Genomic DNA, 25,241 nt, shown 5'->3' with positions numbered 1-25,241 from the left:
CATGTCGGAGTCGGAGCAGTCGCGGGACACGGCGCAGCCCGAGGACGGGAAGCCTCAGGACACCAGGCCCCAGGACGCGAAGCCCCAGGGGGCGAAGCTCCAGGACACCACGCCGGGGGACACCGCGCCGGGAGACGCCGCGCCTCGGGACGCGAAGTCCCAGGACGCGCGGGACCGGGGCGCGGAGTCCCCGGAGGCGGGGCCCCAGGACACGAAGCCCCAGGACGCGAAGCCGCAGGACGCGAAGCCGCAGGACGCGAAGCCGCAGGGCGGCGCGTCCGCCGACCCGCGGGCGGAGCGGGCCGCGGCCGCGCCCCGGGACCGCGTGCCGGGGACCGAGCCCTCGACCGGACGGGCCGGATTCGGCGCCGGGGACGGCGACGGGCAGCGGCCCGCGGCCGACCGGCTCCGCAAGGGTGCCGGTCCCTCCTCGGCCACCGAGACCGAGGGCCGGCTGCTCGCCGGCCGCTACCGGCTCGGCGCCCTCCTCGGCCGCGGCGGCATGGGCACCGTCTGGCGCGCCGTCGACGAGACCCTCGGCCGCACCGTCGCCGTCAAGGAACTCCGCTTCCCCAACAGCATCGACGAGGACGAGAAGCGCCGCCTCATCACCCGGACCCTGCGCGAGGCCAAGGCCATCGCCAAGATCCGCAACAACGGCGCCGTGACCGTCTACGACGTCGTCGACGAGGACGACCGCCCCTGGATCGTCATGGAGCTCATCGAGGGCAAGTCGCTCGCCGACGCCGTGCGCGAGGACGGCGTCCTCACCCCGCGCCGCGCCGCCGAGGTCGGCCTCGCCATCCTCGACGTGCTGCGCTCCGCGCACCGCGAGGGCATCCTGCACCGCGACGTGAAGCCGTCCAACGTCCTCATCTCCGACGACGGCCGCGTCGTCCTCACCGACTTCGGCATCGCCCAGGTGGAGGGCGACCCGTCCATCACCTCCACCGGCATGCTCGTCGGCGCCCCCTCGTACATCTCGCCCGAGCGCGCCCGCGGCCACAAGCCCGGCCCCGCCGCCGACCTGTGGTCGCTCGGCGGTCTGCTCTACGCGGCGGTCGAGGGCTCCCCGCCGTACGACAAGGGCTCCGCGATCGCGACCCTCACCGCCGTCATGACCGAGCCCGTCGACCCGCCGAAGAACGCGGGCCCGGAGCTGGAGCAGGTCATCTACGGGCTGCTCGCCAAGGACCCGGCGCAGCGGCTCGACGACGCCCGCGCCCGGGTGCTGCTGCGCGCCGTGCTCGACGCCCCCGAGGCGGCGCCGGAGCCCTCGCCCGAGGTGACCAGGATCGTTCCGCTGCCGGCCCGCCCCGAGCGGGGCCCGGAGGCCGCGGCCGTCGCCCAGGAGAAGGCCCCCGAGCCCGCCGCCGAGCGGATGCGGGGCGCCCTCGCCTCCGTACGGAACGCGGCCGCGGCGGCCAAGGCCGAGGCGAAGGCGAAGGACCGCGCCAAGGAGAAGCCCCGCGAGCAGGGCGGGCAGCGGCCCCGGCCCGTGCCCGCGCAGGGCGGCGCCCGGCCGGCGCCGGCCCGCGCCCCGCTCACGGACGTCGTCCCCCGGCGCACCCTGGTGATCATCGCCGCGGTCGCCGTCCTCGCCATCCTCGGCACCATCCTCGCCGTCTCCCTGAACGGCGACGACAAGGGTTCCGAGGGCAAGGGCGGCGAGACCACCGCCTCGGCCGGGACCACCGCGGGCGGCGACGGCGGCTCCGGCACCGACGGCGGCAAGGGCGGCACCTCGGGCGACCCCACCGAGCAGGGCGGCGCCCAGCCCGGTGACACCGGCGCCACGGACAACGGCGGCGCGAACGGTGCGAACGGCGCGAACGGCGCCACGGGCGCGTCCACCGGCCAGACCGGCACCACCACGCCCACCGCCAAGCCCAGCGGCGGCACCGGCACCGGCGCCGCGCTCCCGGCCGGCTACACCCTGGTCACCAACGACCGCTTCAAGTTCTCCATGGCCATGCCGGCCTCCTTCTCCATGCGCCCCATAGACGGTTACAGCGGGGGCGCCATATGGAGCGAGAGCGGCGGCTTCCCGCGCGTCCAGGTCGACTTCAACGCCAGCCCCAAGGACGACGCGAGGGCGGCCTGGCTCGCCGCCGTGGGCGCCACCCGTGCCACCAGCACCGGCTACAAGCACATCCGCGTCGACTCCGTCTCGTACAAGGGCTACCCGACCGTCGCGGACTGGGAGTTCGAGCGGACCCAGAAGGGAATGCGCGTCCACGTCCTCAACCGCGGCTTCAAGGTGGACGCCAAGCACGGCTACTCGATCATGGTCAGCTGCAAGGCCGAGGAGTGGAACGGCGCGGAGTGCAGGACGCTGCGCGAGACGGCGTTCGCCACGTTCAGCCCCAAGGACTGACCGCGGCCCCGTATCGTGAGCGACGGGGCACGACCAATGCGCAGGGGGAGGCGCCGTGGACGAGTACGCGGGAAGAGTGCTCGCGGAGCGCTACCGCCTTCCGCTGCCGCCCGCCGGCTCCGCGGGTCTCGTCGAGCTCGTCGAGACCCGCGCCTTCGACACGTACAGCGGGCAGGAGGTGCGGGTCCGTCAGGTCCCGCTGCCCGAGATCGTCGACGCCGAGGTCCTCGGCGAGGGGCCCGCGCCCACCGGAGCGTACGGCGCCGCGGGCGGCGCCACCCGCAGACCGGCCGAGCCGGTCGTCCGACGGGCGATCGAGGCCGCCCAGGCCGCCGCGCAGATCCCCGACCACCCCTTACTCGACCAGGTCTTCGACGTCTTCGCGGAGGCCGGCTCGCTGTGGATAGTCAGCGAGTACATCGCCGCGCGCCCGCTCTCCGCCCTCCTCGACGAGGGCCCGCTCAACCCCTTCCGCGCCGCCGAGATCGCCGCGGATCTCCTCACCGCCCTGCGCGCCCTCCACGCCCACGGCTGGGTCCACCGCAACATCACCGCCCGCACGGTCCTCGTCTGCGACGACGGCCGCGTCCTCCTCACCGGCCTCGCCGCCGGCGCCGCAGAGGAGGCCCTCTGCGGCTACGCCCCCGTCCCGGACCCCGACGACCCGGCCTTCCGGGCTCCGGAGGAGGAGTACGGGGAGCGAGGGGAGTACGAGGGACAGGGGGAGTACGAGGCGTACGAGGAGTACGAGGAACAGGGGGAGTACGAGGCGGAGGCCTACGACGCGCCCGCCGAGGAGACCTACGAGCCCGGGGAGATCTACGAGGCCGAGACGTACGGGTCCGGGGACACCTATGAGGCCGAGGCGTACGGGTCCGAGGCGTACGCGCCCGCGCCGTACACCGTGCGGGCGTACGAGGCCGACGAGTACGAGACCGGGGAGTTCGTGGCGCCGGAGGGCGGGGGCGACGTCCCCGAACCGCCGCCCGCCGCCGAGCCCGTTCCGTACGGGGCCGATCCCTACGGGATCGCGACGCCCGCGCCGCGCCCCGCGAGCCCGCCGGAGGCCCCGGCGGTGCCGCCCAGCGCCGATCTGCGGGCGGCCCGGGCGGGGGCCATCGCCGCCTACCGCGCGGCCACCCGCGCCGCCGCCGCGCGCATCGGCGACACCGGGTCGCTTCCGGTCCAGCGCACCCCCGAGCCGGGCCCCGTGCCCGCTCCCGTGCCCGCTCCCGAGCCCGCTCCCGAGCCCGCTCCCGAGCCCGTGCCGGGGTCGGAGTCCCAGGCCGAAGCGGTCCTTCCGGAGGCCACCCGGCCCGGGCCCGCGCCCCAATGGTGGGCGCGTGCGGCGGACGACGAGGACGACGCGGACGAGGACGAGGACGAGGACGAGGAAGGCGACTCCGCGGACGACCGGCGGCCGTACGGCGGCGGCCCGTACCCGCCCCGCCTGATGCTCAAGGGCAGCTGGACCGACGGCCCGCACGCCTCCCGGGACGGCTCGCCGCCCGTCCCCGCCGGCGGGAGCCCGGTGCTGCCCGGCTCCGGGCGGCCCGCGCTGCCCGCCGGGTACACGGCCGCCGCCCCGGAGCCCGCCCGCGTGGTCCGGCCGGACGCCGGCGCAGCCGCCGTACCCGCGCAGCAGGTTCCGGAGGGGGAGCGGTACCGGGGCCCGGCCACCCGGCTCGCCGCCGAACGGGCCCGGCAGACCCGGATCGCGGTCGTCGGCGCCGTCACCGAGCGCTGGGCGCCCGAACAGGCCGGCCCCGTCCACGAGAACTGGCGGCTCGCCCCGCCGATCGGCCCCGCCACCGACCTGTGGGCGCTCGGCGCGCTGCTCTACCGCGCCGTCCAGGGCCACGCCCCCTATCCCGAGGACAACGCCGCCGAGCTCGTCCAACTGGTCTGCGCCGAACCGCCCGCCTTCGCCGAGGAGTGTGGCCCGCTGCGTCCGGTGGTGGAGTCGCTGCTGCGCCAGGACCCCACCGAGCGCCCGGACTTCGAGGAGCTGCGCGGCTGGCTGCGGTCGCTGGTCCGCTCCGCGCCGGAGCCGGAGGCGGAGTTCGCCGCCGCGCCCCCGCCGCCGTTCGACGCGAAGCGGCTGCCCATCCTGCGCCGCAGGGGCGAGCTGGTGCGCCGCCGCCGCGCCGCCGGCGCGGGCCGCAATCGCCACCGCCACCGTCGCGGCAAGGACACCCGGGGCGGCAGGACCCCCGCGCCCGCGCCCACCGCCGCCCCCGCCCCCGCCTCCGTACCCGAGGAACCCTTCGAGCCCCAGGAGCTGTTCGAACGCCGGGAGCACGAGCCCCGCCGGGAGCACGAGCCCCGCCAGGAGTACGAGCCCCGCCAGGAGTACGAGCCCCGCCAGGAGTACGCGTACGGCTACGAGGACGCGGAGCCCGAGCCGCCGCGCCCGCGGACCGCGCCGCGCTCCCGTGGCCGGCGCGTGCTGCTCGTCGGGCTCCTGCTGCTCGGCGCCGCCCTCGCGTACGTCGCCGTCGCCCTGCCCCGGGGCGGCGAGCAGCCCGCCGGCGCCCGTCCGACGGCGACCACGGCACCGCCGCCCGCGAAGCCCACCGCGACCGCGACCACCCCACCCCCTGCCACCCCGACGTCGACCCCGGCGACCGAGCCCTCCTCCGTGCCCCCCTCCGCGTCCGCCTCCGGTCCCGCCCTGGCCTCCGGTTACGTGCTGCGCGAGGACCCGGAGGGGTTCCGGATCGGGGTGCCGCGCGACTGGCGGCGCAGCCCCGTCAACGCGTCCGGCCAAGTCCGCTACACCGGCGGCGACTTCACGCTGATCGTCGTCCCCGGCCGGGACAGCGTCCGGGACAACGGCTCCGATCCGCTGGAGTACCAGAACACCAAGGAGCGGGAGCTGGAGCCCTACCGGCAGTCCAGCTGGTCCGAGTTGGTGAGGTCGAGGCGGGTCGACATCGGCCGCACGCCCACCGCCGAGGGCCAGTACACCTGGTACGACGGCGCGGGCCGCAAGGTCTTCGTCCACAACCTCGCGCTCATCGAAGGCGGCCGGTACCACGTGGTCCAGGTCATCGGTCCGGACGGCGACCGGGACAGGGTCACGGAGATCTACGGCGAGGCCGTGAAGGGCTTCCGGCCGGGCCGTTGAGCCGGATCGGGGCCGGCTTGGGGCCGACTCGGGGTCGCTTCGGGGTCGCTTCGGGGCCGACTCGGGGCCGACTCCGGGCGACCCGAGCCGCCCGCGGCGGCACCGGGCGGCCGCGGCGGCGGTCACAGTGCGGTTCCTTTGCGGGCCCCGCGGTTCCGTCCGCCGTCCCCTCCTCCGTAACCTGGCACCGGAAGCTACGGGGCGGGGGCAAGTGGAACATTCTCAGGGCACAGGCGCGGGGCTGCTGCTCGCCGGGCGGTACCGGCTCGTCGAGTCCATCGGACGCGGCGGCATGGGCAGGGTCTGGCGCGCGCACGACGAGGTGCTGCACCGCGTGGTGGCGGTCAAGGAGCTGACGGCGGGCCGGTTCGTCGCGGAGGCCGACCGGCTGGTGCTGCACGCCCGCACCCAGAAGGAGGCGCGGGCCGCCGCCCGGATCACCCACCCCGGCGTGGTGACCGTCCACGACGTCCTCGAACACGACGCCCGGCCCTGGATCGTCATGCAGTTCGTCGACGGTCCGTCGCTCGCCGACGCCGTCAAGGAGGCCGGGACGGTCGCGCCCCGCGAGGCGGCCCGGGTCGGCCTGCACGTCGTCGGCGCGCTGCGGGCCGCGCACGCCGCCGGCGTGCTGCACCGGGACGTGAAGCCCGGCAACGTCCTGCTCGCGCGGGACGGGCGGGTCCTCATCACCGACTTCGGCATCGCGGCGATCGAGGGCGACTCCACCATCACCCGGACCGGCGAACTCGTCGGCTCCATCGACTACCTGGCGCCCGAGCGGGTCCGGGGCGGAGACCCCGGCCCGGCCTCCGACCTCTGGTCGCTCGGCGCCACCCTGTACACGGCCGTCGAGGGCACCTCGCCGTTCCGCCGCACCTCTCCGATCAGCACCATGCAGGCCGTCGTCGGCGAGGAGCCGCCGCACCCGGCGAACGCGGGGCCGCTGGCCGCCGTCATCGTGGCGCTGCTCCGCAAGGACCCGGAGCAGCGGCCGCGCGCGGACGAGGCCGAGCGGATGCTGCTCGACGCGATGGAGGGCCGCAGCCCGCAGACCGCGCAGGCGTACGTGCCGACGCAGCGGATGGACCTGGAGCAGGTCGCCATGCCCCCCGCTACGGCCTCCGGTGCGCCCGGTACGGCCTCCGGCACGGCCGCCGTCCCGGAGGGCGTACCGACCTCGGCGTCGCCCCTGACCCCGCGTACCGTCGAGTGGCCCGACCCGGCGGGGTCCTCGCAGGGGACCTCGGGCGGGACCTCGGGTGGGACCTTCGTGCCGCCGTCCGTGCCTCCCGCGCCGGGGCCGCGTCCCTCCGCCTCCGCGGGGAAGGGCCGCTGGCGCTCCGCGGTCCTCACCGCCGTGCTCGCCGCCGCCGTCGCGGGCGGCGCCGTCTTCGCCGTGATGCAGTACGGCGGGGGTGGGGGCGGCGGGGCCGAGCCGGGCCCCGTGGCGAGCAGCGGTGCCACCCCCGGTCCCACCGCCGGCGACCGCAAGGGCGTCGCGGCGGACGAGGTCCCGGCGGGCTGGAAGCGGGTCGACGACCCCGCGGGCTTCTCCCTGATCGTCCCCGAGGGCTGGAAGCGCCAGGTGGAGGACGACAACATCGACTACACCCCGGACCGCGGCCGGCACCGCCTCCGGATCAGCATCGACCCGAGCCCCGACTTCGAGACGCCGTACGCCCACCTCCTGGACCTGGAGAAGACGCTCAAGAAGCGGATGGACTACCAGCGGGTGTGGCTGAACCAGAGCACCTACCGCGATCACGTGAAGTCCGCGCTCTGGGAGTTCACCTGGACCGAGAAGCAGAACTTCCCGGGCCCCCGGCACGCGATCGACCGGCTGTACTACGCCGACGACGGCACCGAGTACGCGATCTACATGACCTCGCCGGAGTCGAGCTGGGACACGACACGCGAGCAGTTCGACCTCGTCCTCCAGCACTGGCGGGCACCCGGCACCTGACCCCGGAAAAATCTTCGTGAAGGGCCTGCGCGAGGTCGTAAGCCGCTGATCAGGGCTTATATGCCAGTGATCACTGGCGTGATGTGTGCGTGGGGTGAAAACGCGTTACCGGCGGGTACCCAAAGGTCGGTACGAGGCCTACCCTCGGCGTCATGACGGACTCGCAGGCCCCCGCCGCCCTCACGATCGCCGCCGACCCCGCCCCGGCGGCCCGCCCCGCCGCCCCGGCCGGTGCGACCAACCCGGTCGCCCCCGCGCCGGCCGGAGCCCGGACCGCCGCCGACGTCGTGACGCCGGAGCTGGTCGCCCGGCTCACCCGGGGTGTCGTCGGCTCCGGCCGCACCGCCAACCACACGCCCTTCACCGGGGCGAAGCTGGCGGACCTGCCGGAGGCCACGCCCGAGGACGTCGCCGAGGCCTTCGACCGCGCCCGCGCCGCGCAGGCCGCCTGGGCCGCCACCCCCGTCCGGGCCCGCGCCGCCGTCCTGCTGCGCTTCCACGACCTGGTCCTCGCCCGCCAGTCCGAGGTCCTCGACCTCATCCAGCTGGAGACCGGCAAGGCCCGGCTGCACGCCCACGAGGAGGTCCTCGCGGTCGCCGTCGCCGCCCGTCACTACGGCCGCAAGGCGTCCTCGTACCTCCGTCCCAAGCGGCACACCGGCGTCGTCCCGACCCTCACCAAGGTCACCGAGCTGCGCCAGCCGCGCGGGGTCGTCGGCCAGATCGCGCCCTGGAACTACCCCTTCGAGCTCTCCGTCGGCGACGCCCTGCCCGCCTTCGTGGCGGGCAACGCGCTCGTCATGAAGCCCGACACCGAGACCGCGCTCACCGCCCTGTGGGCCCGTGAGCTGCTGATAGAGGCCGGCCTGCCCGCCGAGGTCTTCCAGGTCGTGCTCGGCGAGGGCCCGGTCGTCGGCCCCGAGGTCGTCCGCCACGCCGACTACGTCTCCTTCACCGGCTCCACCCGCACCGGCATCGAGGTCGCCAAGGGCGCCGCCGCCCGGCTCGTCGGCGTCTCCCTCGAACTCGGCGGCAAGAACGCCATGCTGGTGCTGAAGGACGCCGACATCGAGAAGGCCGCCGAGGGCGCCGTCCGCGCCTGCTTCTCCTCCGCCGGCCAGCTCTGCATCTCCATCGAGCGCCTGTACGTCCACGAGTCGATCGCCACCGCCTTCGTCGAGCGCTTCGCCGCCCGCACCAAGGCCATGCGCCTCGGCAACTCCCTCGCGTACGGCGCCGACATGGGCTCCCTCGTCGGCGAGCGCCAGCTGGAGGCCGTCACCCGGCACGTCGACGAGGCCGTCGCCAAGGGCGCCACGCTCGTCGCCGGCGGCGTCGCCCGCCCCGACCTCGGCCCGCTCTTCTACGAGCCGACCATCCTCGACGGCGTCGAGGCCCCGATGGCCGTCTGCGCCGAGGAGACCTTCGGCCCGGTCGTCTCGATCTACCGCTTCACCGACGAGGACGAGGTGATCGAGCGCGCCAACGCCACCGCGTACGGCCTCAACTCCTCCGTCTGGACCACCGACGCGCGCCGCGGCCACGCCGTCGCCGCCCGGCTGCGCACCGGCACGGTCAACATCAACGAGGGGTACGCGCCCGCGTACGGCAGCGTCCGCGCGCCGATGGGCGGCATGAAGGACTCCGGCCTCGGCCGCCGCCACGGCTCCGAGGGCATCCTCAAGTACACCGAGGCCCAGACCGTCGCCCAGCAGCGGCTGATGCCGCTGGCGCCCTCCTTCGGGATGGACGACGAGAAGTACGCGGCGGTGATGAGCCTCTCCCTGAAGGCGCTGAAGGCCCTGCGCCTGAGCTGACCCCGCCCGACGTCGTTCCCTCCCTGCCCGTTTTCACCTCAAGAGGAGAGCCATGACCGCGGTATCCCCTGCCCGAAACCAGGACGAGGAAGACGCGTACGACTACGACGTCCTCGTGGTCGGCTCCGGCTTCGGCGGTTCGGTCACCGCCCTCCGGCTCACCGAGAAGGGCTACCGGGTCGGCGTCCTGGAGGCCGGCCGCCGCTTCACCCGGGAGACCCTGCCGAAGAACTCCTGGGACCTGAAGAACTTCCTGTGGGCGCCGACCCTCGGCCTGTACGGCATCCAGCGCATCCACCTGCTCGGCAACGTGATGGTCCTCGCGGGCGCGGGCGTCGGCGGCGGCTCCCTCAACTACGCGAACACGCTGTACGAGCCGCTGGCGCCGTTCTTCGACGACCCGCAGTGGAAGGACATCACCGACTGGCGCGCCGAGCTCGCCCCGTACTACGACCAGGCGAAGCGGATGCTGGGCGTCCGGCTCAACCCGACGATGACCCCCTCCGACGTGCACCTGAAGGCCGCCGCCCAGGCCATGGGGATCGGCGACACCTTCCACATGGCGCCGGTCGGCGTCTTCTTCGGTGACGGACGAGACGCCGTCGGCGGGGACGGGGTCGGGACGGCGAAGGTGAAGCCGGGCGGCGAGGTGGCCGACCCGTTCTTCGGCGGCGCGGGCCCCTCCCGCAAGGCCTGCACCGAGTGCGGCGAGTGCATGACCGGCTGCCGCCACGGCGCCAAGAACACTCTCAACGAGAACTACCTCTACCTCGCCGAGAAGGCGGGCGCGGTCGTCCACCCGATGACCTCGGTCGTCGCCGTCACCGAGGACTCGCGCGGCGGCTTCGCGGTCAAGACCCTCCCGACCGACGACCGGAAGAAGGGCAAGGGCCGCACCTTCACCGCCCGCCAGGTGGTCGTCGCCGCCGGCACGTACGGCACCCAGACCCTGCTCCACCGGATGAAGGACAGCGGGCTGCTGCCCCGGATCTCCGCCCGGCTCGGCGAGCTGACCCGCACCAACTCGGAGGGCCTGGTCGGCGCGCAGACCACCGACCGCCGCTACCGGCGCAGGCACGGCGGGCAGAAGGCCGACTTCACCCGGGGCGTCGCCATCACCTCGTCCGTCCACCCGGACGAGAACACCCACATCGAGCCGGTCCGCTACGGCAAGGGCTCCAACTCGATGGGCGGCCTCACCGTCCTCCAGGTCCCCTACGGCGCCCACCGGGTGCGCAACTGGGCCCTCAACATGGCCCGGCACCCGCTGCTTGCGCTCCGCTCCCTCTCCAACCGGCGCTGGTCCGAGCGGACCATCATCGGCCTCGTCATGCAGTCCCTCGACAACTCGCTGACGACCTACCGCAAGCCCGGCGGCCTCGGGAAGGGCCTGCTCACCGCCCGCCAGGGGCACGGGGCGCCGAACCCGACGCAGATCGAGGCGGCGACCCGGGCCGCGACCCTGATCTCCGAGGAGATCAACGGCTTCGCCGGTTCCAACATCGGCGAGCTGATGGGCACCCCGCTGACCGCGCACTTCCTCGGCGGCTGCCCGATCGGCGCCGACGCGGAGTCCGGCGTCATCGACCCGTACCACCGGCTCTACGGCCACCCGGGCATCTCGGTCGTGGACGGCGCGGCGGTCTCCGCCAACCTCGGCGTGAACCCGTCGCTGACGATCACCGCGCAGGCGGAGCGGGCCATGTCCTTCTGGCCGAACAAGGGCGAGGAGGACCCGCGGCCGCGGCAGGGCGAGGCGTACGCGCGCGTGGCGGCGGTCGAGCCGAAGTCCCCGGCGGTCCCGGCCGAGGCGTTCGGCGCCCTGCGGCTGCCCTTCCTCGGCATGCCGGCGGTCCCGCCGAAGAAGACGCCCTGACGCTCCGGTCCCGGACGGACAGAAAGGGCGCTGCACCCCCCTCCGAGTGCAGCGCCCTTCCGGCTTTTCGGTGTTGCTGCATAGATGACCACCGGGCCCCGCCTTTGGTTGTAGGCGTTGTACGGGATCTTTGTGTGACGCGCGTCACGTGGTGACGGCGGAGCGTGAAGAGGGCCCGTGCCGCGATTCCGGTCGCGGCACGGGCCCTGGGTCGGCACCGGTGTCAGGCAGCGGCGGTGCCGAGCGGAGCGGCGCCGGGGGGTCGCGCCGCGTCGGGGAGGAACGTCGGGGGGGAGGGGGGAGGGACGGCCGTGGGGACGGGGCTGCGGTGACGGGGGGAGGGGGAGCCCGTTGCGGTCGGCCCCGGGCGTCCCCGGGACCGACCGCCCTTTATGGGTGACCGGGCTGCTGTCCCCTGCCGTCCGGTCACGCGCGCTGGGGCGAGGTCCCACGACGTGCCAGAAGCACGTCACACGCCCCAGCGAAGCCACGCGTGGTTTCCTGCGGGCCCGCCCCTGGCTGGCACGGACACCCCGCTCAACGAGGCCCGGCGGGGGCCGGTCACGCGCCGTACGGGTGAGTCCGGCACCGAACGGGGGTGCGGGGCCCCACCCGTCGGGTGCGGGCGGGGCCGCGGGCGGTCGCGGGTGCGGGTGTGGGGGCTTCGGCCCTGGGTGGTCGCGGGTGTGTGTGCGTGGGCTTCGGCCGTGGGTGGCTTCGGCCGTGGGTGGTGTCAGACGCGGCCCCGGCACAGCTCCAGCATCGTCATCGCCAGCGCCGTGCCCGGCTTGCCCAGCGCGTCCCGGTAGTGGGCGAGCACGTCCATCTCGCGGGCCAGGTTCACCCGCCGGCCGCCGGAGGAGATCCGGGCCTCCTGGATCACCGCCGAGATCGCCATCCGCTCCTGGATGAGACCGATGATCCGGTCGTCCAGCGCGTCGATCCGCTCGCGGGCGTCACCGATCAGCGAGGCCGCCTCGTCGGTGCGGGCGCCGGTCTGCTCGGTGGGGGTCTTCGGGGGGAGGGTCTTCGTGGTGACGGTCTGCGCGGTCATGCGGGGCTCCTGGGTGGTGTGGAGGCCCCGGATCGGCACGGCCCGGGAAACGCCAGACGCCCCGGGCCTTGTCGGCCCGGGGCGCCTGGGAAGTCGCTTGTCAGTTGCTCAAGCAGCACGACCATGGCAGCCGGTGGGCCGGTTGCCATAGGTAAACACGAAGGTCGAGTGCTTGCGCATGGCGCCCAGTATGGACCCCGCCCTCCGTACCGGGGCAAGCCGGGCCCGGATGGTGAGACGAAGGCCACCCACGTTCGGATGGTGAGACGAAAAGAGACACGCGCGCGCCGGTAGAATCGACAAATAGCCCCCTCCCTCGGGAACCCTCCTACCGCCGGAAGGCCGCCGTAGTGTCATCAGCGTCCCCCGCTGCCGCGCCCGACGTCACCAACCCGGACGTAGTCCTCGTTGTCGACTTCGGCGCCCAGTACGCCCAGCTCATCGCCCGTCGCGTCCGTGAGGCGCGGGTCTACAGCGAGATCGTCCCGTCCACCATGCCGGTGGCCGAGATGCTGGCCAAGAACCCGAAGGCGATCATCCTCTCCGGCGGCCCGTCCTCCGTGTACGCCGAGGGCGCCCCGCGCCTCGACCGTGCGATCTTCGACGCCGGCGTCCCCGTCTTCGGCATGTGCTACGGCTTCCAGCTGATGGCCACCACGCTCGGCGGCACCGTCGACAACACCGGAGCCCGCGAGTACGGCCGCACCCCGCTGCACGTCTCCAAGGCCGGCTCCACCCTCTTCGAGGGCACCCCGGTCGAGCAGTCCGTGTGGATGTCGCACGGCGACGCCTGCTCCGCCGCCCCCGAGGGCTTCGCCGTCACCGCCTCCACCGACGTGGTCCCGGTCGCCGCCTTCGAGAACGACGAGAAGAAGCTCTACGGCGTCCAGTACCACCCCGAGGTGCTGCACTCCACGCACGGCCAGCAGATCCTGGAGCACTTCCTCTACCGCGGCGCCGGCATCGAGCCCTCGTGGACGACCGGCAACGTGATCGAGGAGCAGGTCGCGGCCATCCGCGCCCAGGTCGGCGACAAGCGCGCCATCTGCGGTCTCTCCGGCGGCGTCGACTCCGCCGTGGCCGCGGCCCTCGTCCAGAAGGCCATCGGCGACCAGCTCACCTGCGTCTACGTCGACCACGGCCTGATGCGCAAGGGCGAGACCCAGCAGGTCGAGAAGGACTTCGTCGCCGCGACCGGCGCCCGTCTGGTCGTCGTCGACGCGGAGAAGCGCTTCCTCGACGCCCTCGCCGGCGTCTCCGACCCGGAGACCAAGCGGAAGATCATCGGCCGCGAGTTCATCCGCGTCTTCGAGCAGGCCCAGCTGGAGATCCTCCAGGAGGAGGGCCCCGAGGTCGCCTTCCTGGTGCAGGGCACCCTCTACCCGGACATCGTCGAGTCCGGCGGCGGCACCGGCACCGCCAACATCAAGTCGCACCACAACGTGGGCGGCCTCCCCGACGACATCGAGTTCGAGCTCGTCGAGCCGCTGCGGCAGCTCTTCAAGGACGAGGTCCGGATGGTCGGCCAGGAGCTCGGCCTGCCCGAGGAGATCGTCCAGCGCCAGCCCTTCCCGGGCCCCGGCCTCGGCATCCGCATCGTCGGCGAGGTCACCAAGGAGCGCCTGGACCTGCTCCGCGAGGCCGACGCCATCGCCCGCGAGGAGCTGACCACCGCCGGTCTCGACCGCGAGATCTGGCAGTGCCCGGTCGTGCTGCTCGCCGACGTCCGCTCCGTCGGCGTCCAGGGCGACGGCCGCACCTACGGCCACCCGATCGTCCTGCGCCCGGTCTCCTCCGAGGACGCCATGACGGCCGACTGGTCGCGCCTGCCGTACGAGGTCCTCGCCAAGATCTCCACCCGGATCACCAACGAGGTCGCCGACGTCAACCGCGTCGTCCTCGACGTCACCAGCAAGCCCCCGGGCACCATCGAGTGGGAGTGACCCCTCCCGCACGCGCACGAGGCCGCCGTCCCCGCACCCCGCGGGCGGCGGCCTCGCCGCTTCCCGGCCCGCCCGCCCAGACCCGTCCCGTCCGGCCTCTGGTGACTTGACCGGCCGGGCGTTACCTTCCGGCGCATGACCGAGACACCGGCCCCCGTCCCCGTCGACCGGCTCCACTTCGCCATGCCGCCCGTCCACGCGACGGCCGAGGAGGAACGCGTCCACCGCAAGCAGCGGCTCGCCGGCGCACTCCGCCTCTTCGGACGGCTCGGGTACGAGGAGGGCGTCTCCGGTCACATCACCGTCCGCGACCCCGAGTACGACGACTGCTACTGGGTGAACCCCTTCGGCGCCCCCTTCGGCGACCTCACCGCGAGCGACCTCGTCCTCGCCAACGGCGACGGGCAGGTCGTCCTCGGCGGCCAGCACGTCAACCAGGCCGCCTTCACCGTCCACGCCCAGGTCCACCGCGCCCGCCCGGACGCCGTCGCCGTCGCGCACACCCACTCCACCCACGGCCGCGCGCTCGCCGCCCTCGGCGAACTCCTCGACCCCCTCACCCAGGAGGCCTGCGCCTTCTACCAGGACCACGCCCTCTACGACGCCTACACCGGCGTCACCGTCGACGCCGAGGAAGCCCGCCGGATCGCCCTCGCCCTCGGCCCCTTCAAGGGCATCGTCCTGCGCAACCACGGTCTCCTCACCGTCGGCGCCTCCGTCGACGCGGCCGCCTGGTGGTTCATCGCCATGGACCGCTGCGCCCGCATCCAGCTCGCCGCCCGCGCCGCCGGCAAACCCGTCCTCATCGACCACAAGGACGCCGTCGCCACCCGCGAACAGCTCGGCAGCGACCTCGTCGCCTGGATCAACTACCAGCCCCTCTGGCGCAGGATCAGCCGAGCGGAGCCCGAACTCCTGTCGTAACACCATCGCTTCACCCTTCTGTACGTCAATGGGATGGCTCGGCAATCACTCTTCGGAGGGGCGCGCGTGGCCCTCGCGAGCACCCTCGGTGCGGCACAATTCCGAGAAAACAGCGGCAGGTTGAGGTCGAAACCCCGAACTCGGGAAGTGACAGCACGGTGGCGGTCCAAGAGGCGAGACACTACGGCGGGCGCCACGGCGCCGACGCCCACCCGACGGCCTGCGCCGGCTGCGCCCACTGCGGCGAGACCGGTCACCGGCGGGCCGTCGCCGCCTTCCTCGCCCGCCGGGAGGAGCTCGCCGCCGGCCACGGCGTCCCCGTCGCCGTGGCCCACTCCCCGGTCGCCGCCCGCCAGTGGGTCTCCGACGAACTCGCCCAGTCCGCCCGCGCCGTCACCGCCCACGGCCGGGAGGCCGGCCTCGCCTGGCTCGCCCGCGTCCGCACCGGCAGCCTCGCCGCGATCGGGGCCGCCGTCCTCGCCCTCCTCCTCGGCCAGGCCCTCACCGCCCTCGGCACCGGCTGGACCACCACCCGCACCACCGGACTCTGCACCGCCCTCCTCCTCGCCGTCCCGCTCACCGCCGCCGCCCACGCCCACCGCGCCCGCGGCGGCCTCCTCGCCCCCCTCACCGGCGAGGACAACCGGCTCTCCACCACCCGCGCCGTCGCCGCCGCCTGGCTCCTCTTCCTCTGCTACGCCCTCCTCTTCCTCACCTCCCGCGCGCTCACCGCCACCCCCGCCGCCTTCGGCCTCGCCCGCGCCGCCGGTCTCGTCACCGTCCTCGCCCTGGTCTCCGCCGTCGCCGTCACCGCCCGCCTCGTGGTCTCCACCCGCATCGCCGGCCGCCGGCTCCAGAAGGTCCGCGCCGACCGGCCCCGCGCCGCCGACCTCCTCTGCGACGACAACGGCCGGGCCGACCTCGCCGACGTCCAGTACGTCCTCGTCTCCGGCGCCGTCCTCGCCTTCGCCGCCGTCCGGCTCGCCGCCGACCCGGCCCGCCTGCCCGAGCTGCCCTGGTCCCTCGCCCTCCTCCTCGCGGTCTCCGCCGTCTGGCACCTGGCCGCCAAGTGCACCGAGGGCGGCCCGCCCGCCGTCCACGCCGTGGTCCGCGCCCGAGAGGCCGGCGACCTCGACGCCCCCATCCGCACCGGCGACGACATCGAGATCCGCGGCCACGGCTTCGTCCCGCCCGGCGCCGCCGCCCCGGACCCGCTCACCCGGCTCGTCGTCCGCATCGGCCCCGTCCACGCCCACGTGCCCCTGGTCCCGGTCCCCGGTGGCTTCGCCAACCCCACCGACACCGTCCTCACCGTCCCCCTCCCCGCCGACGTCGAGCCCGGCCGGGTCGAGATCTCCGTCGTCACCGCCGCCGGCTTCGAGACCAACCGGGTGACGATCGACGTCGCCGACTGAGCATCCGGTCGCCTCCCTGTATCCCCTCACAGGACGAGCGGGGACAATCAGTCCGCGAACAGTCGTACGGGGTGTGGAGAGGTGACCGATCATGAGTCAGTACGCGGACCGCCCCCGAGGGACCCGATTCCGGCTGCAGGACCGCATGGACGTCTGGCGGGCCACCGCCTCCCGCTACGCCCTCCTCCCGCTCCGGATCTTCCTCGGCGTCACCTTCGTCTACGCCGGCCTCGACAAGCTCACCGACCCGGCCTTCCTCGCCGGCACCGGCACAGGCTCCATCGGCGAGACCATGCGCGGCGTCCGTGACTCCTCCGCCATCCCCGGCCTCGTCGACCTCGCCCTCAACAGCCCCACCGGCTTCGGCTACGCCATCGCCTTCGGCGAGCTCGCCGTCGGCCTCGGCACGCTCCTCGGCCTCTTCGCCAGGGTCGCCGCCCTCGGCGGCGCGCTGATCTCCCTGAGCCTCTGGCTCACGGTGAGCTGGCAGGTCGAGCCCTACTACCTCGGCAACGACCTCGCCTATCTCATGGCCTGGCTGCCGCTGCTGCTCGCCGGCGCGCCCGTGCTCTCCGTCGACCGGCTCCTCGCCGAACGCCGCCGGATGCCGTAGGCCACCCACGTCACCAGGCCGGCCACCCACAGCGCGGACCACATCACCGGGATCGCCAGCCACCACGGGGCCGACCAGAAGCCCGCCAGCTCCCCGCCGTACGCCCCGGCCAGGCCGAGCGCGGCCACGCCGACGACCAGTCGGCCCGGACGGAACTCATGAAGCAGCACGGGTGACCTCCACCTGTCCAAGTCCGACCTCCAGCGAGAGGTCCAGCGTCCCCGCCGGGTCCGTCCCGGCCGGAGGGTTCAGCGTCCGCGTCTCGTCGCGGTCCGGGGCGACGTCGATGTCGTCCGGCGCCTGCCCCGGCAGCTGCAGATCACCGAGACCCACCTGGGCGTGGAGCTTCACCACCACGTCCTGCGGCACGATCACCTCCAGCTTCCCCGCGCCCACGTCCACCGCCGTCGTCACCGTCTTCCCCTCGGGCACCGAGAGCCGGGACAGATCCAGCGTCCCCACCCCCGCGCCCAGGTCGTACTGCGGCTGTACGGCGGCCACCGAGGCCGGCGTCCACGTCTCGCGCGTCCAGTCCGTGGTGATCTTGTCCGGCAGGGCGACCGCCCCGGCGAGCAGCGCCGCCGTCACCACCGTCTGGAAGATCGTCCCGAAGCCGGTGCGCCCCAGAAAACTGCTGACGACCAGACCCAGACCGAGCACCGCGAGCGCGGCCGCGAGCCCCGTCGCCAGACTGGTGCCCAGCGGCTGCGACTCCCACGTCAGGGCCGTGCCCGTGATCGCGGCGGCGATCGAGAGCAGATCGACGAGACCGGCGATCGAATACGGGCTGCGCCGCACCGACGGCGCCGGCCGCCCGGGATCGGCGGGCGGGCCCCACTGGCTGCCCGGTTTCGGCACCTCGCCGCCCACCCGGCCCTGCTCGTCGACGATGCCGTGCGGGCCCCACAGGTAGCCGATGGCCACCTTGCCCGTCGACCCGTCCTTCACGATCGGGTCCCGCCACCACGAGCTCATCTCCCGCTCGATGAACGTCAGCGGCGGGGCCTTCGTCTCCGGCGGCACCGGGACCCGGCCGTGCGGGGCCGCGGGCTTCGCCGCCGCGGCGCCCTCGGCCTCCCCGTCGACCCCGCGCCGCTGCGACCAGTACGCGGCACCGGCCGTCACCAGCGTCAGCGTCACCGCGAAGCCCATCAGCGAGCCCGTCCGCAGCGTCGACAGGAAGATGCCGCAGCCCACCAGCGCCATGAGTATCGCCGCGAGCGAGGCACCCGACACCCGGCCGGTCAGCAGCCGCCGGCCCTCGCTCTCCTCCTCGCCCGCGAGCGGGATCACCAGCCACGCGAAGCCGTAGAAGACCAGCCCTATGCCACCGGTCACCGCCAGCACCGCCAGCACGATCCGGAAGATCACCGGATCCATGTCGAAGTGCCGGCCGAGACCGCCGCAGACCCCGCCGACCACGCGGCTCGTGTGCGAGCGGCGCAGGGGAGCGGCCGGCGCGGCACCCGCCGTCGGAGGGGCCTCGTGCTGCGTGTGCTGCGAAGGCGTCGAACTCGTCATGCGTCCATGGTGACCGCCCGTGACCCCGGGACGGCACCGGGAACGACCCTGGCACGACCCTGATATTCGACGGCCGCGCTACCCCGAGGCGAACCCGGGGTCGATCTCAGGGCGGACCCTGATGCCCCGGACGCGCCGGGCGTGTGACGATCGGTGCATGTCCGCAACCGCTCGTGTCACCGACACCGACACCGACGAACCGCCCGTGCGCAGGCTCTACCGGAGCGCCGACGGTCGGTGGCTCGGCGGTGTCGCGCGCGGTCTCGCCGGACACCTCGGTCTGCCCGTCGCGTGGGTGCGCGCCGTCTTCGCGGTGCTCGTCCTCACCGAGGGCCTCGGGCTGCTGCTGTACGCGGTGTTCTGGATCGTCGTCCCGCTCGGCGTCGGCGGCAAGGCCGAGTCCCGTCCCCTCTTCGAGCTCTCCGAGGACGGCAGACGCCGGCTCCGCAAGCCCGACCGCGGCCAGATCCTCGCCCTCGTGGCCCTGGCGATCGGCGCGTCCGTCTTCATCGCGAACCTGCGGGTCGACGGCGAGACCGGGCGGTACGTGTGGCCGACGCTGCTCATCGGCGTCGGTGTCGTCCTGGTCTGGCGCCAGGCGGACAACGCCCGCGCCGAGGTCTGGACCGGCAGGGGGGACACGCGGCGACGGCGCGGCTTCCACCTCGTGCGGGGACTCGTCGGCGTGGCCCTGGTCGGCACCGGCCTCGCCGTCTTCGTCGTCGTGCGCGGCTCCATCGCCCAGATCGGCACCGCGCTGACCGCCTCCGTCGCCGTCCTCACCGGCATAGCGCTGCTCGCCGGCCCCTGGCTGATACGGATGTCGCAGGACCTCACCGCCGAGCGGACCCTGCGCATCCGCGCCCAGGAGCGGGCCGAGGTCGCCGCTCACGTCCACGACTCCGTCCTGCACACCCTCACCCTGATCCAGCGCAACGCCGACGACGCCGGCGAGGTCCGCAGGCTCGCCCGCGCCCAGGAGCGTGAGCTGCGGAACTGGCTCTACAAGCCCGAGGGCACCGGCAAGGACGAGGAGCCCGAGACTCTCGCCGAGGCCGTGAAGCGGGCCGCCGCCGAGGTCGAGGACAACCACGGCGTGCCGCTGGAGGTGGTCGTCGTCGGCGACTGTCCGCTCGACGAGAAGCTGGCCGCGCAGATGCAGGCCGCGCGCGAGGCGATGGTCAACGCCGCGAAGTACGGTGGCGAGGGCGGGGCGGTGCAGGTGTACGCCGAGGTGGAGGGGCGCACGGTGTTCGTGTCGGTGCGCGACCGAGGCCCCGGTTTCGACCTGGACCAGGTCCCCGAGGACAGAATGGGCGTACGGGAATCGATCATCGGCCGGATGCAGCGCAACGGCGGTACGGCTCGTCTGCGGGCCGTACCGGGCGGGGGCACCGAGGTCGAGCTGGAGATGGAGAGGGCGGACGCATGAGCGACGAGACCGGGGCGACGGCCGGAGCCGGCGGGGAGACGGGCGCGGGCACGGCGGGCGGCACGGGCGGCACGGGTGACGCCGGACGCCGGGTACGGGTCGTCCTCGTCGACGACCACCGGATGTTCCGCACCGGCGTGCAGGCCGAGATCGGGCGGACCGACGTCACCGGCGTCGAGGTCGTGGGCGAGGCCGCCGACGTCGACCAGGCCGTCACCGTGATCACCGCGACCAGGCCGGAGGTCGTCCTCCTCGACGTCCACCTGCCCGGCGGCGGCGGGGTCGAGGTGCTGCGCCGCTGCGCCGGGCTGATGGCCTCCGCCGAGGATCCGGTCCGCTTCCTCGCGCTCTCCGTCTCGGACGCGGCGGAGGACGTGATCGGCGTGATCCGGGGCGGTGCCCGCGGCTATGTGACCAAGACGATCACGGGCACCGACCTGGTGGACTCGATCTTCCGGGTGCAGGAGGGCGACGCCGTGTTCTCCCCGCGCCTCGCCGGCTTCGTCCTCGACGCCTTCGCGTCCACCGACGCGCCGCCGGTGGACGAGGACCTGGACCGGCTGACGCAACGGGAGCGGGAGGTGCTCCGGCTGATCGCCCGCGGCTACGCGTACAAGGAGGTCGCCAAGCAGCTGTACATCTCCGTGAAGACCGTCGAGTCGCACGTCTCCGCGGTGCTCCGCAAGCTCCAGCTCTCCAACCGGCACGAGCTGACCCGCTGGGCCACCGCCCGCCGGCTGGTCTGAGGCGGCTCAGGCGACGCGGGTGGCGCCCGCGAAGGGCATCTCGTCGATCGGCGCGATCCGGACGGGGGCGCCCGGTCGGGGCGCGTGGATCATCTGGCCGCCGCCGATGTAGAGGCCCACGTGGCTGATCCCCGAGTAGAAGAAGACCAGGTCGCCGGGGGCCAGCTCGGAGCGGGAGACCCGGCGCCCGGCGTTGATCTGGGTGTACGTGGTGCGGGGCAGGGAGACTCCGGCGGCGCGCCAGGCGGCCTGGGTGAGCCCCGAGCAGTCGTAGGCGGAGGGGCCGGTGGCGCCCCAGACGTACGGCTTGCCGAGCTGGGCGCGGGCGAAGGCGAGGGCGGCCGAGGCGCGGCCGGTGGCCGGAGCGGAGGCGGCGGCTGCGGCGGAGGCGGCGGCCGCGGCGGCCGTGGTCCGGTCGCCGGAGGAGCGGTCCGCCCGGGCCGTGGCGCCGCCCCCGAAGGCCGTGGGTGACGTGCGGGCGGCGACGGCGGCCTCGTACCGGGCGCGCTCCTCGGTGGTGAGGCGGGCGAGCAGACGGCGGGCGGTGGCGAGCTTGTCGAGGACGGTGGCCTTCTGCCGGCGCAGTTCGGTCTCGTGGCCGCGCAGGGTGGTGAGCCGGTCGGCGGACTCGGCGCGCAGCTGGGCGAGGCCGGCGATCTCCCGGCGTACGGCGGTGATGGCGGCGGCCTGGCGGTCGCCGGCCTTCTGGACGAGGGCGGCCCGCTCCAGGTAGTCGTCCGGGTCCGAGGTGAGGGCCAGCTGGACGGCCGGGTCGAGGCCGCCGGAGCGGTACTGGGCCGCGGCGACGGCGCCGAGGCTGTGGCGGGCGGTGTTCAGCCGCTCGGTGCGGCGGGCGGCCTCGTCGCGGAGCCGGTCGTAGGAGACGCGGGCCGCGTCGGCCCGTTCCTTCGCGCCGTTGTACCGCTCGGTGGCGACCTCGGCCTCCTGGTAGAGGCGGTCGACCTCGGTCCTGACCTGGGCGGGGGTGCGGCCGTGGCCGGCCGGGTCCGCGTGCCCGGAGCCCTCGAAGAGGGTCGCGGTGGCCGCGGAGGCGAGGGCGAGCGTGGCGGCCGTGCGGGCCGCGCGGCGGCCGAGCGGGGACGGCCTGGGTTTTCGGTGCGCTGCCACGAGGGCGGGTCACATCCTCTCCCTGTGGGGGACGGTGCCGGCCGGGGCCGGCGGCGGACCGCACAGGGGAGACGGGCCGCCGCCGGGGTTCTCGGGCGGGGTGGCCGGCACCGCCGGGTGGACCGGCGGGGTGGGGCGCCGACCACCTGGGGCAGGACGCTAGACCCGGCGGTCACGCCCCGGCCTGGGTTTGATCGCTATTGGCGTCGGATGACCCTCGGGGACCGTTCTCTTTCGCCGGTGCGGGCGGTCGGCGAAGGTTTCCGTGGGGCGGGCGACCGAAGCGCGGGAGTGGGTGGACCCGGCCGGAGAGCGGTGCTAGGGGCACGGTTAGGCTCCGCCCCATGGACGTCCTCATCAATGTCTTCGTCGCGCTGCACATCATCGGCATCGCCTCCCTCCTGGGCGGTTTCCTCACCCAGATGAAGGCGATCGGGGCCGGTACGGCCCGCTTCACGCCCGCCATGCTGCACGGCGCGCTGACCATGCTGGTCACCGGCGTCGCGCTCGTCGGCCTCAACCAGGCCGACGACCAGACGGTCAACAACCTCAAGATCGGCATCAAGCTGGCGATCCTCGTGGTGATCCTCGGCATCGTCTACGTCAAGCGCGACGACGAGACCGCCGACAAGGGTCTCTTCGCCGCCGTCGGCGGCCTGACCACGGCGAACATCTTCATCGCGACCCTCTGGGTGTGATCCCGGACCCGTCGGGAGCGACCCCGGGCGGGGCCGGGGTGCGGGCCGTCACGCCCGCGACCTGACGAAGGCGGGACCGGATGTCGGCGCGGCGTCCTAGACTCGTGAGGCGATGAGCAGCCTCTTTGACGACAGCTTCCTGGCCGGCCTCCAGTCCCACTCCCCGGAGGACGCCCCGCCCCCGCCCGAGGACGACGAGCACGGCGCCCCGGCGGAGGAGGTTCCGCACGACCTGTTCGGGGAGCACTTCGACGCGCCCCCGCCCCGCGACCCGTACTACCGGGACGGTGCCCACCGCCCGGCCGTGGACCCGGCCGCCCTCCTGGAGGGGCTCAACGAGCAGCAGCGGGCCGCCGTCGTCCACACGGGTTCCCCGCTGCTCATCGTGGCCGGCGCGGGCTCCGGCAAGACCCGGGTCCTCACCCACCGCATCGCCCACCTCCTGGGCACGCGGCACGTGCACCCCGGCCAGATACTGGCGATCACCTTCACCAACAAGGCCGCCGGCGAGATGAAGGAGCGCGTCGAGCAGCTCGTCGGCCCGCGGGCCAACGCGATGTGGGTGATGACCTTCCACAGCGCCTGCGTCCGTATCCTGCGCCGCGAGAGCAAGCGGCTCGGCTTCACCTCCTCCTTCTCGATCTACGACGCCGCCGACTCCAAGCGCCTGATGGCGCTGGTCTGCCGCGACCTGGACCTCGACCCGAAGAAGTTCCCGCCGAAGTCCTTCAGCGCCAAGATCTCCAACCTGAAGAACGAGCTGATCGACGAGGAGACCTTCGCCGACCAGGCCGCCGACGGCTTCGAGAAGACGCTGGCCGAGGCGTACCGGATGTACCAGGCGCGCCTGCGCGAGGCGAACGCGCTGGACTTCGACGACATCATCATGACGACGGTCCACCTGCTCCAGGCGTTCCCGGACGTCGCCGAGCACTACCGCCGCCGCTTCCGCCACGTCCTCGTCGACGAGTACCAGGACACCAACCACGCCCAGTACACCCTGGTGCGCGAGCTGGTCGGCACCGGCTACGAGGACCTCGGCCCGGCCGAGCTGTGCGTCGTCGGCGACGCCGACCAGTCGATCTACGCCTTCCGCGGCGCGACGATCCGCAACATCCTCCAGTTCGAGGAGGACTACCCGGACGCGACGACGATCCTCCTGGAGCAGAACTACCGCTCCACCCAGACGATCCTCTCGGCCGCCAACGCGGTCATCGAGCGCAACGAGTCCCGCCGCCCCAAGAACCTGTGGACCAACGCCGGCGCGGGCGCCCGGATCACCGGCTACGTCGCGGACACCGAGCACGACGAGGCCCAGTTCGTCGCCGACGAGATCGACCGGCTCACCGACAAGGGCGAGGCGAAGGCCGGCGACGTGGCGGTCTTCTACCGGACCAACGCCCAGTCCCGCGTCTTCGAAGAGATCTTCATCCGCGTCGGCCTGCCCTACAAGGTCGTCGGCGGCGTGCGCTTCTACGAGCGCAAGGAGGTCCGGGACGTCCTCGCCTACCTGCGCGTCCTCGCCAACCCCGAGGACAACGTCCCGCTGCGCCGGATCCTCAACGTCCCCAAGCGGGGCATCGGCGAGCGCGCCGAGGCGATGATCGACGCCCTCTCGCTCCGCGAGAAGATCACCTTCCCGCAGGCCCTCAAGCGGGTCGACGAGGCCTACGGCATGGCCGCCCGCTCGGCCAACGCCGTGAAGCGGTTCAACGTCCTCATGGACGAGCTGCGCACCATCGCCGAGTCCGGCGCGGGCCCCGCCGTCGTCCTGGAGGCCGTCCTGGAGCGGACCGGCTACCTCGCCGAGCTCCAGGCCTCCACCGACCCGCAGGACGAGACCCGGATCGAGAACCTCCAGGAGCTCGCCGCGGTGGCCCTGGAGTTCGAGCAGGAGCGCGGGGAGTCCGGCGGACAGGAAGGGGCGGGCGCGGGCACGCTCGCCGAGTTCCTGGAGAGGGTCGCGCTCGTCGCCGACTCCGACCAGATCCCCGACGAGGACGAGGACGGTTCCGGCGTCATCACGCTGATGACCCTGCACACCGCGAAGGGCCTGGAGTTCCCGGTGGTCTTCCTCACCGGCATGGAGGACGGCGTCTTCCCGCACATGCGCGCCCTCGGCCAGACGAAGGAGCTGGAGGAGGAGCGGCGCCTGGCGTACGTGGGCATCACCCGCGCCCGCGAGCGGCTGTACCTCACCCGCTCGTCGATGCGCAGCGCCTGGGGCCAGCCCTCGTACAACCCGGCCTCCCGCTTCCTGGAGGAGATCCCGCCCGCGTACCTGGAGTGGAAGCGGACCGGGCAGGTGGCGAAGCCCGCCGGGCCGACCTCGGGGATCGCCTCCTCGCTGACGGCCTCGCTCTCCTCCTCCCGCGCCCGCTCCGGCCCGTCCGGCTTCGCGACGCGCCGCGCGGGCTCGGACAGGCCGGTGGTCTCGCTGACGATCGGCGACCGGGTCACGCACGACCAGTTCGGTCTGGGCACGGTCCTGGCGGTGACGGGCGAGGGCGACAAGGCCCAGGCGACGATCGACTTCGGCGACGAGAAGCCGAAGCGGCTGGTCCTGCGGTACGCGCCGGTCGAGAAGCTGTAGCGAGCGGT

At 73.9% G+C, this 25,241-nt stretch carries 16 protein-coding genes; 13 read left to right on the top strand and 3 right to left on the bottom strand.

What is annotated here, in order from left to right:
- Window position 1 precedes the first annotated feature (1 nt).
- The 5 genes from AB0E19_RS22175 to AB0E19_RS22155 all read left to right on the top strand — a co-directional run bounded on the left by AB0E19_RS22175 (window position 2) and on the right by AB0E19_RS22155 (window position 11,166).
- A complete protein-coding gene (locus AB0E19_RS22175) occupies window positions 2-2,377 on the top strand; it encodes a protein kinase (protein ID WP_362182779.1) in 2,376 nt (791 codons plus the stop codon).
- Between the two features lie 55 nt (window positions 2,378-2,432).
- On the top strand, window positions 2,433-5,507 hold the full coding sequence (locus AB0E19_RS22170; protein WP_362182776.1) for a protein kinase: 3,075 nt from the start codon (window positions 2,433-2,435) through the stop codon (window positions 5,505-5,507).
- Window positions 5,508-5,718: 211 nt separating this feature from the next.
- Window positions 5,719-7,473: a serine/threonine-protein kinase gene (locus AB0E19_RS22165; RefSeq protein WP_362182773.1), complete on the top strand. Its 1,755-nt coding sequence runs from the start codon at window positions 5,719-5,721 to the stop codon at window positions 7,471-7,473.
- A 152-nt stretch (window positions 7,474-7,625) separates the two neighbouring features.
- Window positions 7,626-9,290 carry a succinic semialdehyde dehydrogenase gene (locus AB0E19_RS22160; RefSeq protein WP_362182770.1) on the top strand — a complete coding sequence of 555 codons (1,665 nt, stop codon included), beginning with the start codon at window positions 7,626-7,628 and terminating at the stop codon, window positions 9,288-9,290.
- 52 nt (window positions 9,291-9,342) lie between these two features.
- Window positions 9,343-11,166: a GMC family oxidoreductase gene (locus AB0E19_RS22155; protein ID WP_362182767.1), complete on the top strand. Its 1,824-nt coding sequence runs from the start codon at window positions 9,343-9,345 to the stop codon at window positions 11,164-11,166.
- 733 nt (window positions 11,167-11,899) lie between these two features.
- Here the strand turns inward: AB0E19_RS22155 and AB0E19_RS22150 are convergent.
- The gene (locus AB0E19_RS22150; RefSeq protein WP_362182764.1) at window positions 11,900-12,220 is read right to left on the bottom strand and encodes a chorismate mutase; all 321 of its coding nucleotides are present in this window, start codon (window positions 12,218-12,220) and stop codon (window positions 11,900-11,902) included.
- Window positions 12,221-12,570: 350 nt separating this feature from the next.
- On the opposite strand from AB0E19_RS22150, the gene guaA reads away from it, so the two are divergent.
- The 4 genes from guaA (at window position 12,571) to AB0E19_RS22130 (ending at window position 17,115) form a co-directional block, all read left to right on the top strand.
- On the top strand, window positions 12,571-14,163 hold the full coding sequence (gene guaA, locus AB0E19_RS22145; RefSeq protein ID WP_362182761.1) for a glutamine-hydrolyzing GMP synthase: 1,593 nt from the start codon (window positions 12,571-12,573) through the stop codon (window positions 14,161-14,163).
- Window positions 14,164-14,298: 135 nt separating this feature from the next.
- Window positions 14,299-15,087, top strand: coding sequence for a class II aldolase/adducin family protein (locus tag AB0E19_RS22140; protein ID WP_360601346.1), 789 nt, complete (start codon window positions 14,299-14,301; stop codon window positions 15,085-15,087).
- A gap of 158 nt (window positions 15,088-15,245) precedes the next feature.
- Window positions 15,246-16,502 carry a hypothetical protein gene (locus AB0E19_RS22135; RefSeq protein ID WP_362182757.1) on the top strand — a complete coding sequence of 419 codons (1,257 nt, stop codon included), beginning with the start codon at window positions 15,246-15,248 and terminating at the stop codon, window positions 16,500-16,502.
- A gap of 145 nt (window positions 16,503-16,647) precedes the next feature.
- Window positions 16,648-17,115, top strand: coding sequence for a DoxX family protein (locus AB0E19_RS22130; RefSeq protein ID WP_362182952.1), 468 nt, complete (start codon window positions 16,648-16,650; stop codon window positions 17,113-17,115).
- Window positions 17,116-17,271: 156 nt separating this feature from the next.
- Here the strand turns inward: AB0E19_RS22130 and AB0E19_RS22125 are convergent, their stop codons facing one another.
- Window positions 17,272-18,636: a PspC domain-containing protein gene (locus AB0E19_RS22125; protein WP_362182754.1), complete on the bottom strand. Its 1,365-nt coding sequence runs from the start codon at window positions 18,634-18,636 to the stop codon at window positions 17,272-17,274.
- Between the two features lie 157 nt (window positions 18,637-18,793).
- Here AB0E19_RS22125 and AB0E19_RS22120 point away from each other — a divergent pair, with 157 nt between their 5' ends.
- Both AB0E19_RS22120 and AB0E19_RS22115 read left to right on the top strand, forming a co-directional pair.
- Window positions 18,794-20,068 carry a PspC domain-containing protein gene (locus AB0E19_RS22120; RefSeq protein WP_362182751.1) on the top strand — a complete coding sequence of 425 codons (1,275 nt, stop codon included), beginning with the start codon at window positions 18,794-18,796 and terminating at the stop codon, window positions 20,066-20,068.
- Entirely contained in the window at window positions 20,065-20,814 is a 750-nt protein-coding gene (locus tag AB0E19_RS22115) for a response regulator transcription factor (protein WP_362182748.1), read from the top strand. Before AB0E19_RS22120 ends, AB0E19_RS22115 begins: the two co-directional genes overlap by 4 nt.
- A 6-nt stretch (window positions 20,815-20,820) precedes the next feature.
- Here AB0E19_RS22115 and AB0E19_RS22110 read toward each other — a convergent pair whose 3' ends face one another.
- Window positions 20,821-21,942, bottom strand: coding sequence for an NlpC/P60 family protein (locus AB0E19_RS22110; protein WP_362182745.1), 1,122 nt, complete (start codon window positions 21,940-21,942; stop codon window positions 20,821-20,823).
- Between the two features lie 344 nt (window positions 21,943-22,286).
- On the opposite strand from AB0E19_RS22110, the gene AB0E19_RS22105 reads away from it, so the two are divergent.
- Complete coding sequence (locus AB0E19_RS22105; RefSeq protein ID WP_169088611.1) at window positions 22,287-22,640, top strand: hypothetical protein; 354 nt, start codon at window positions 22,287-22,289, stop codon at window positions 22,638-22,640.
- Between the two features lie 112 nt (window positions 22,641-22,752).
- Entirely contained in the window at window positions 22,753-25,233 is a 2,481-nt protein-coding gene (pcrA, locus tag AB0E19_RS22100) for a DNA helicase PcrA (RefSeq protein WP_362182740.1), read from the top strand.
- Window positions 25,234-25,241 lie beyond the last annotated feature (8 nt).

The organism is Streptomyces sp. NPDC047974 (genome assembly GCF_040653375.1).
Taxonomy (GTDB): Bacteria; Actinomycetota; Actinomycetes; order Streptomycetales; family Streptomycetaceae; genus Streptomyces.
This window is presented reverse-complemented; position numbering and strand designations above follow the sequence as displayed.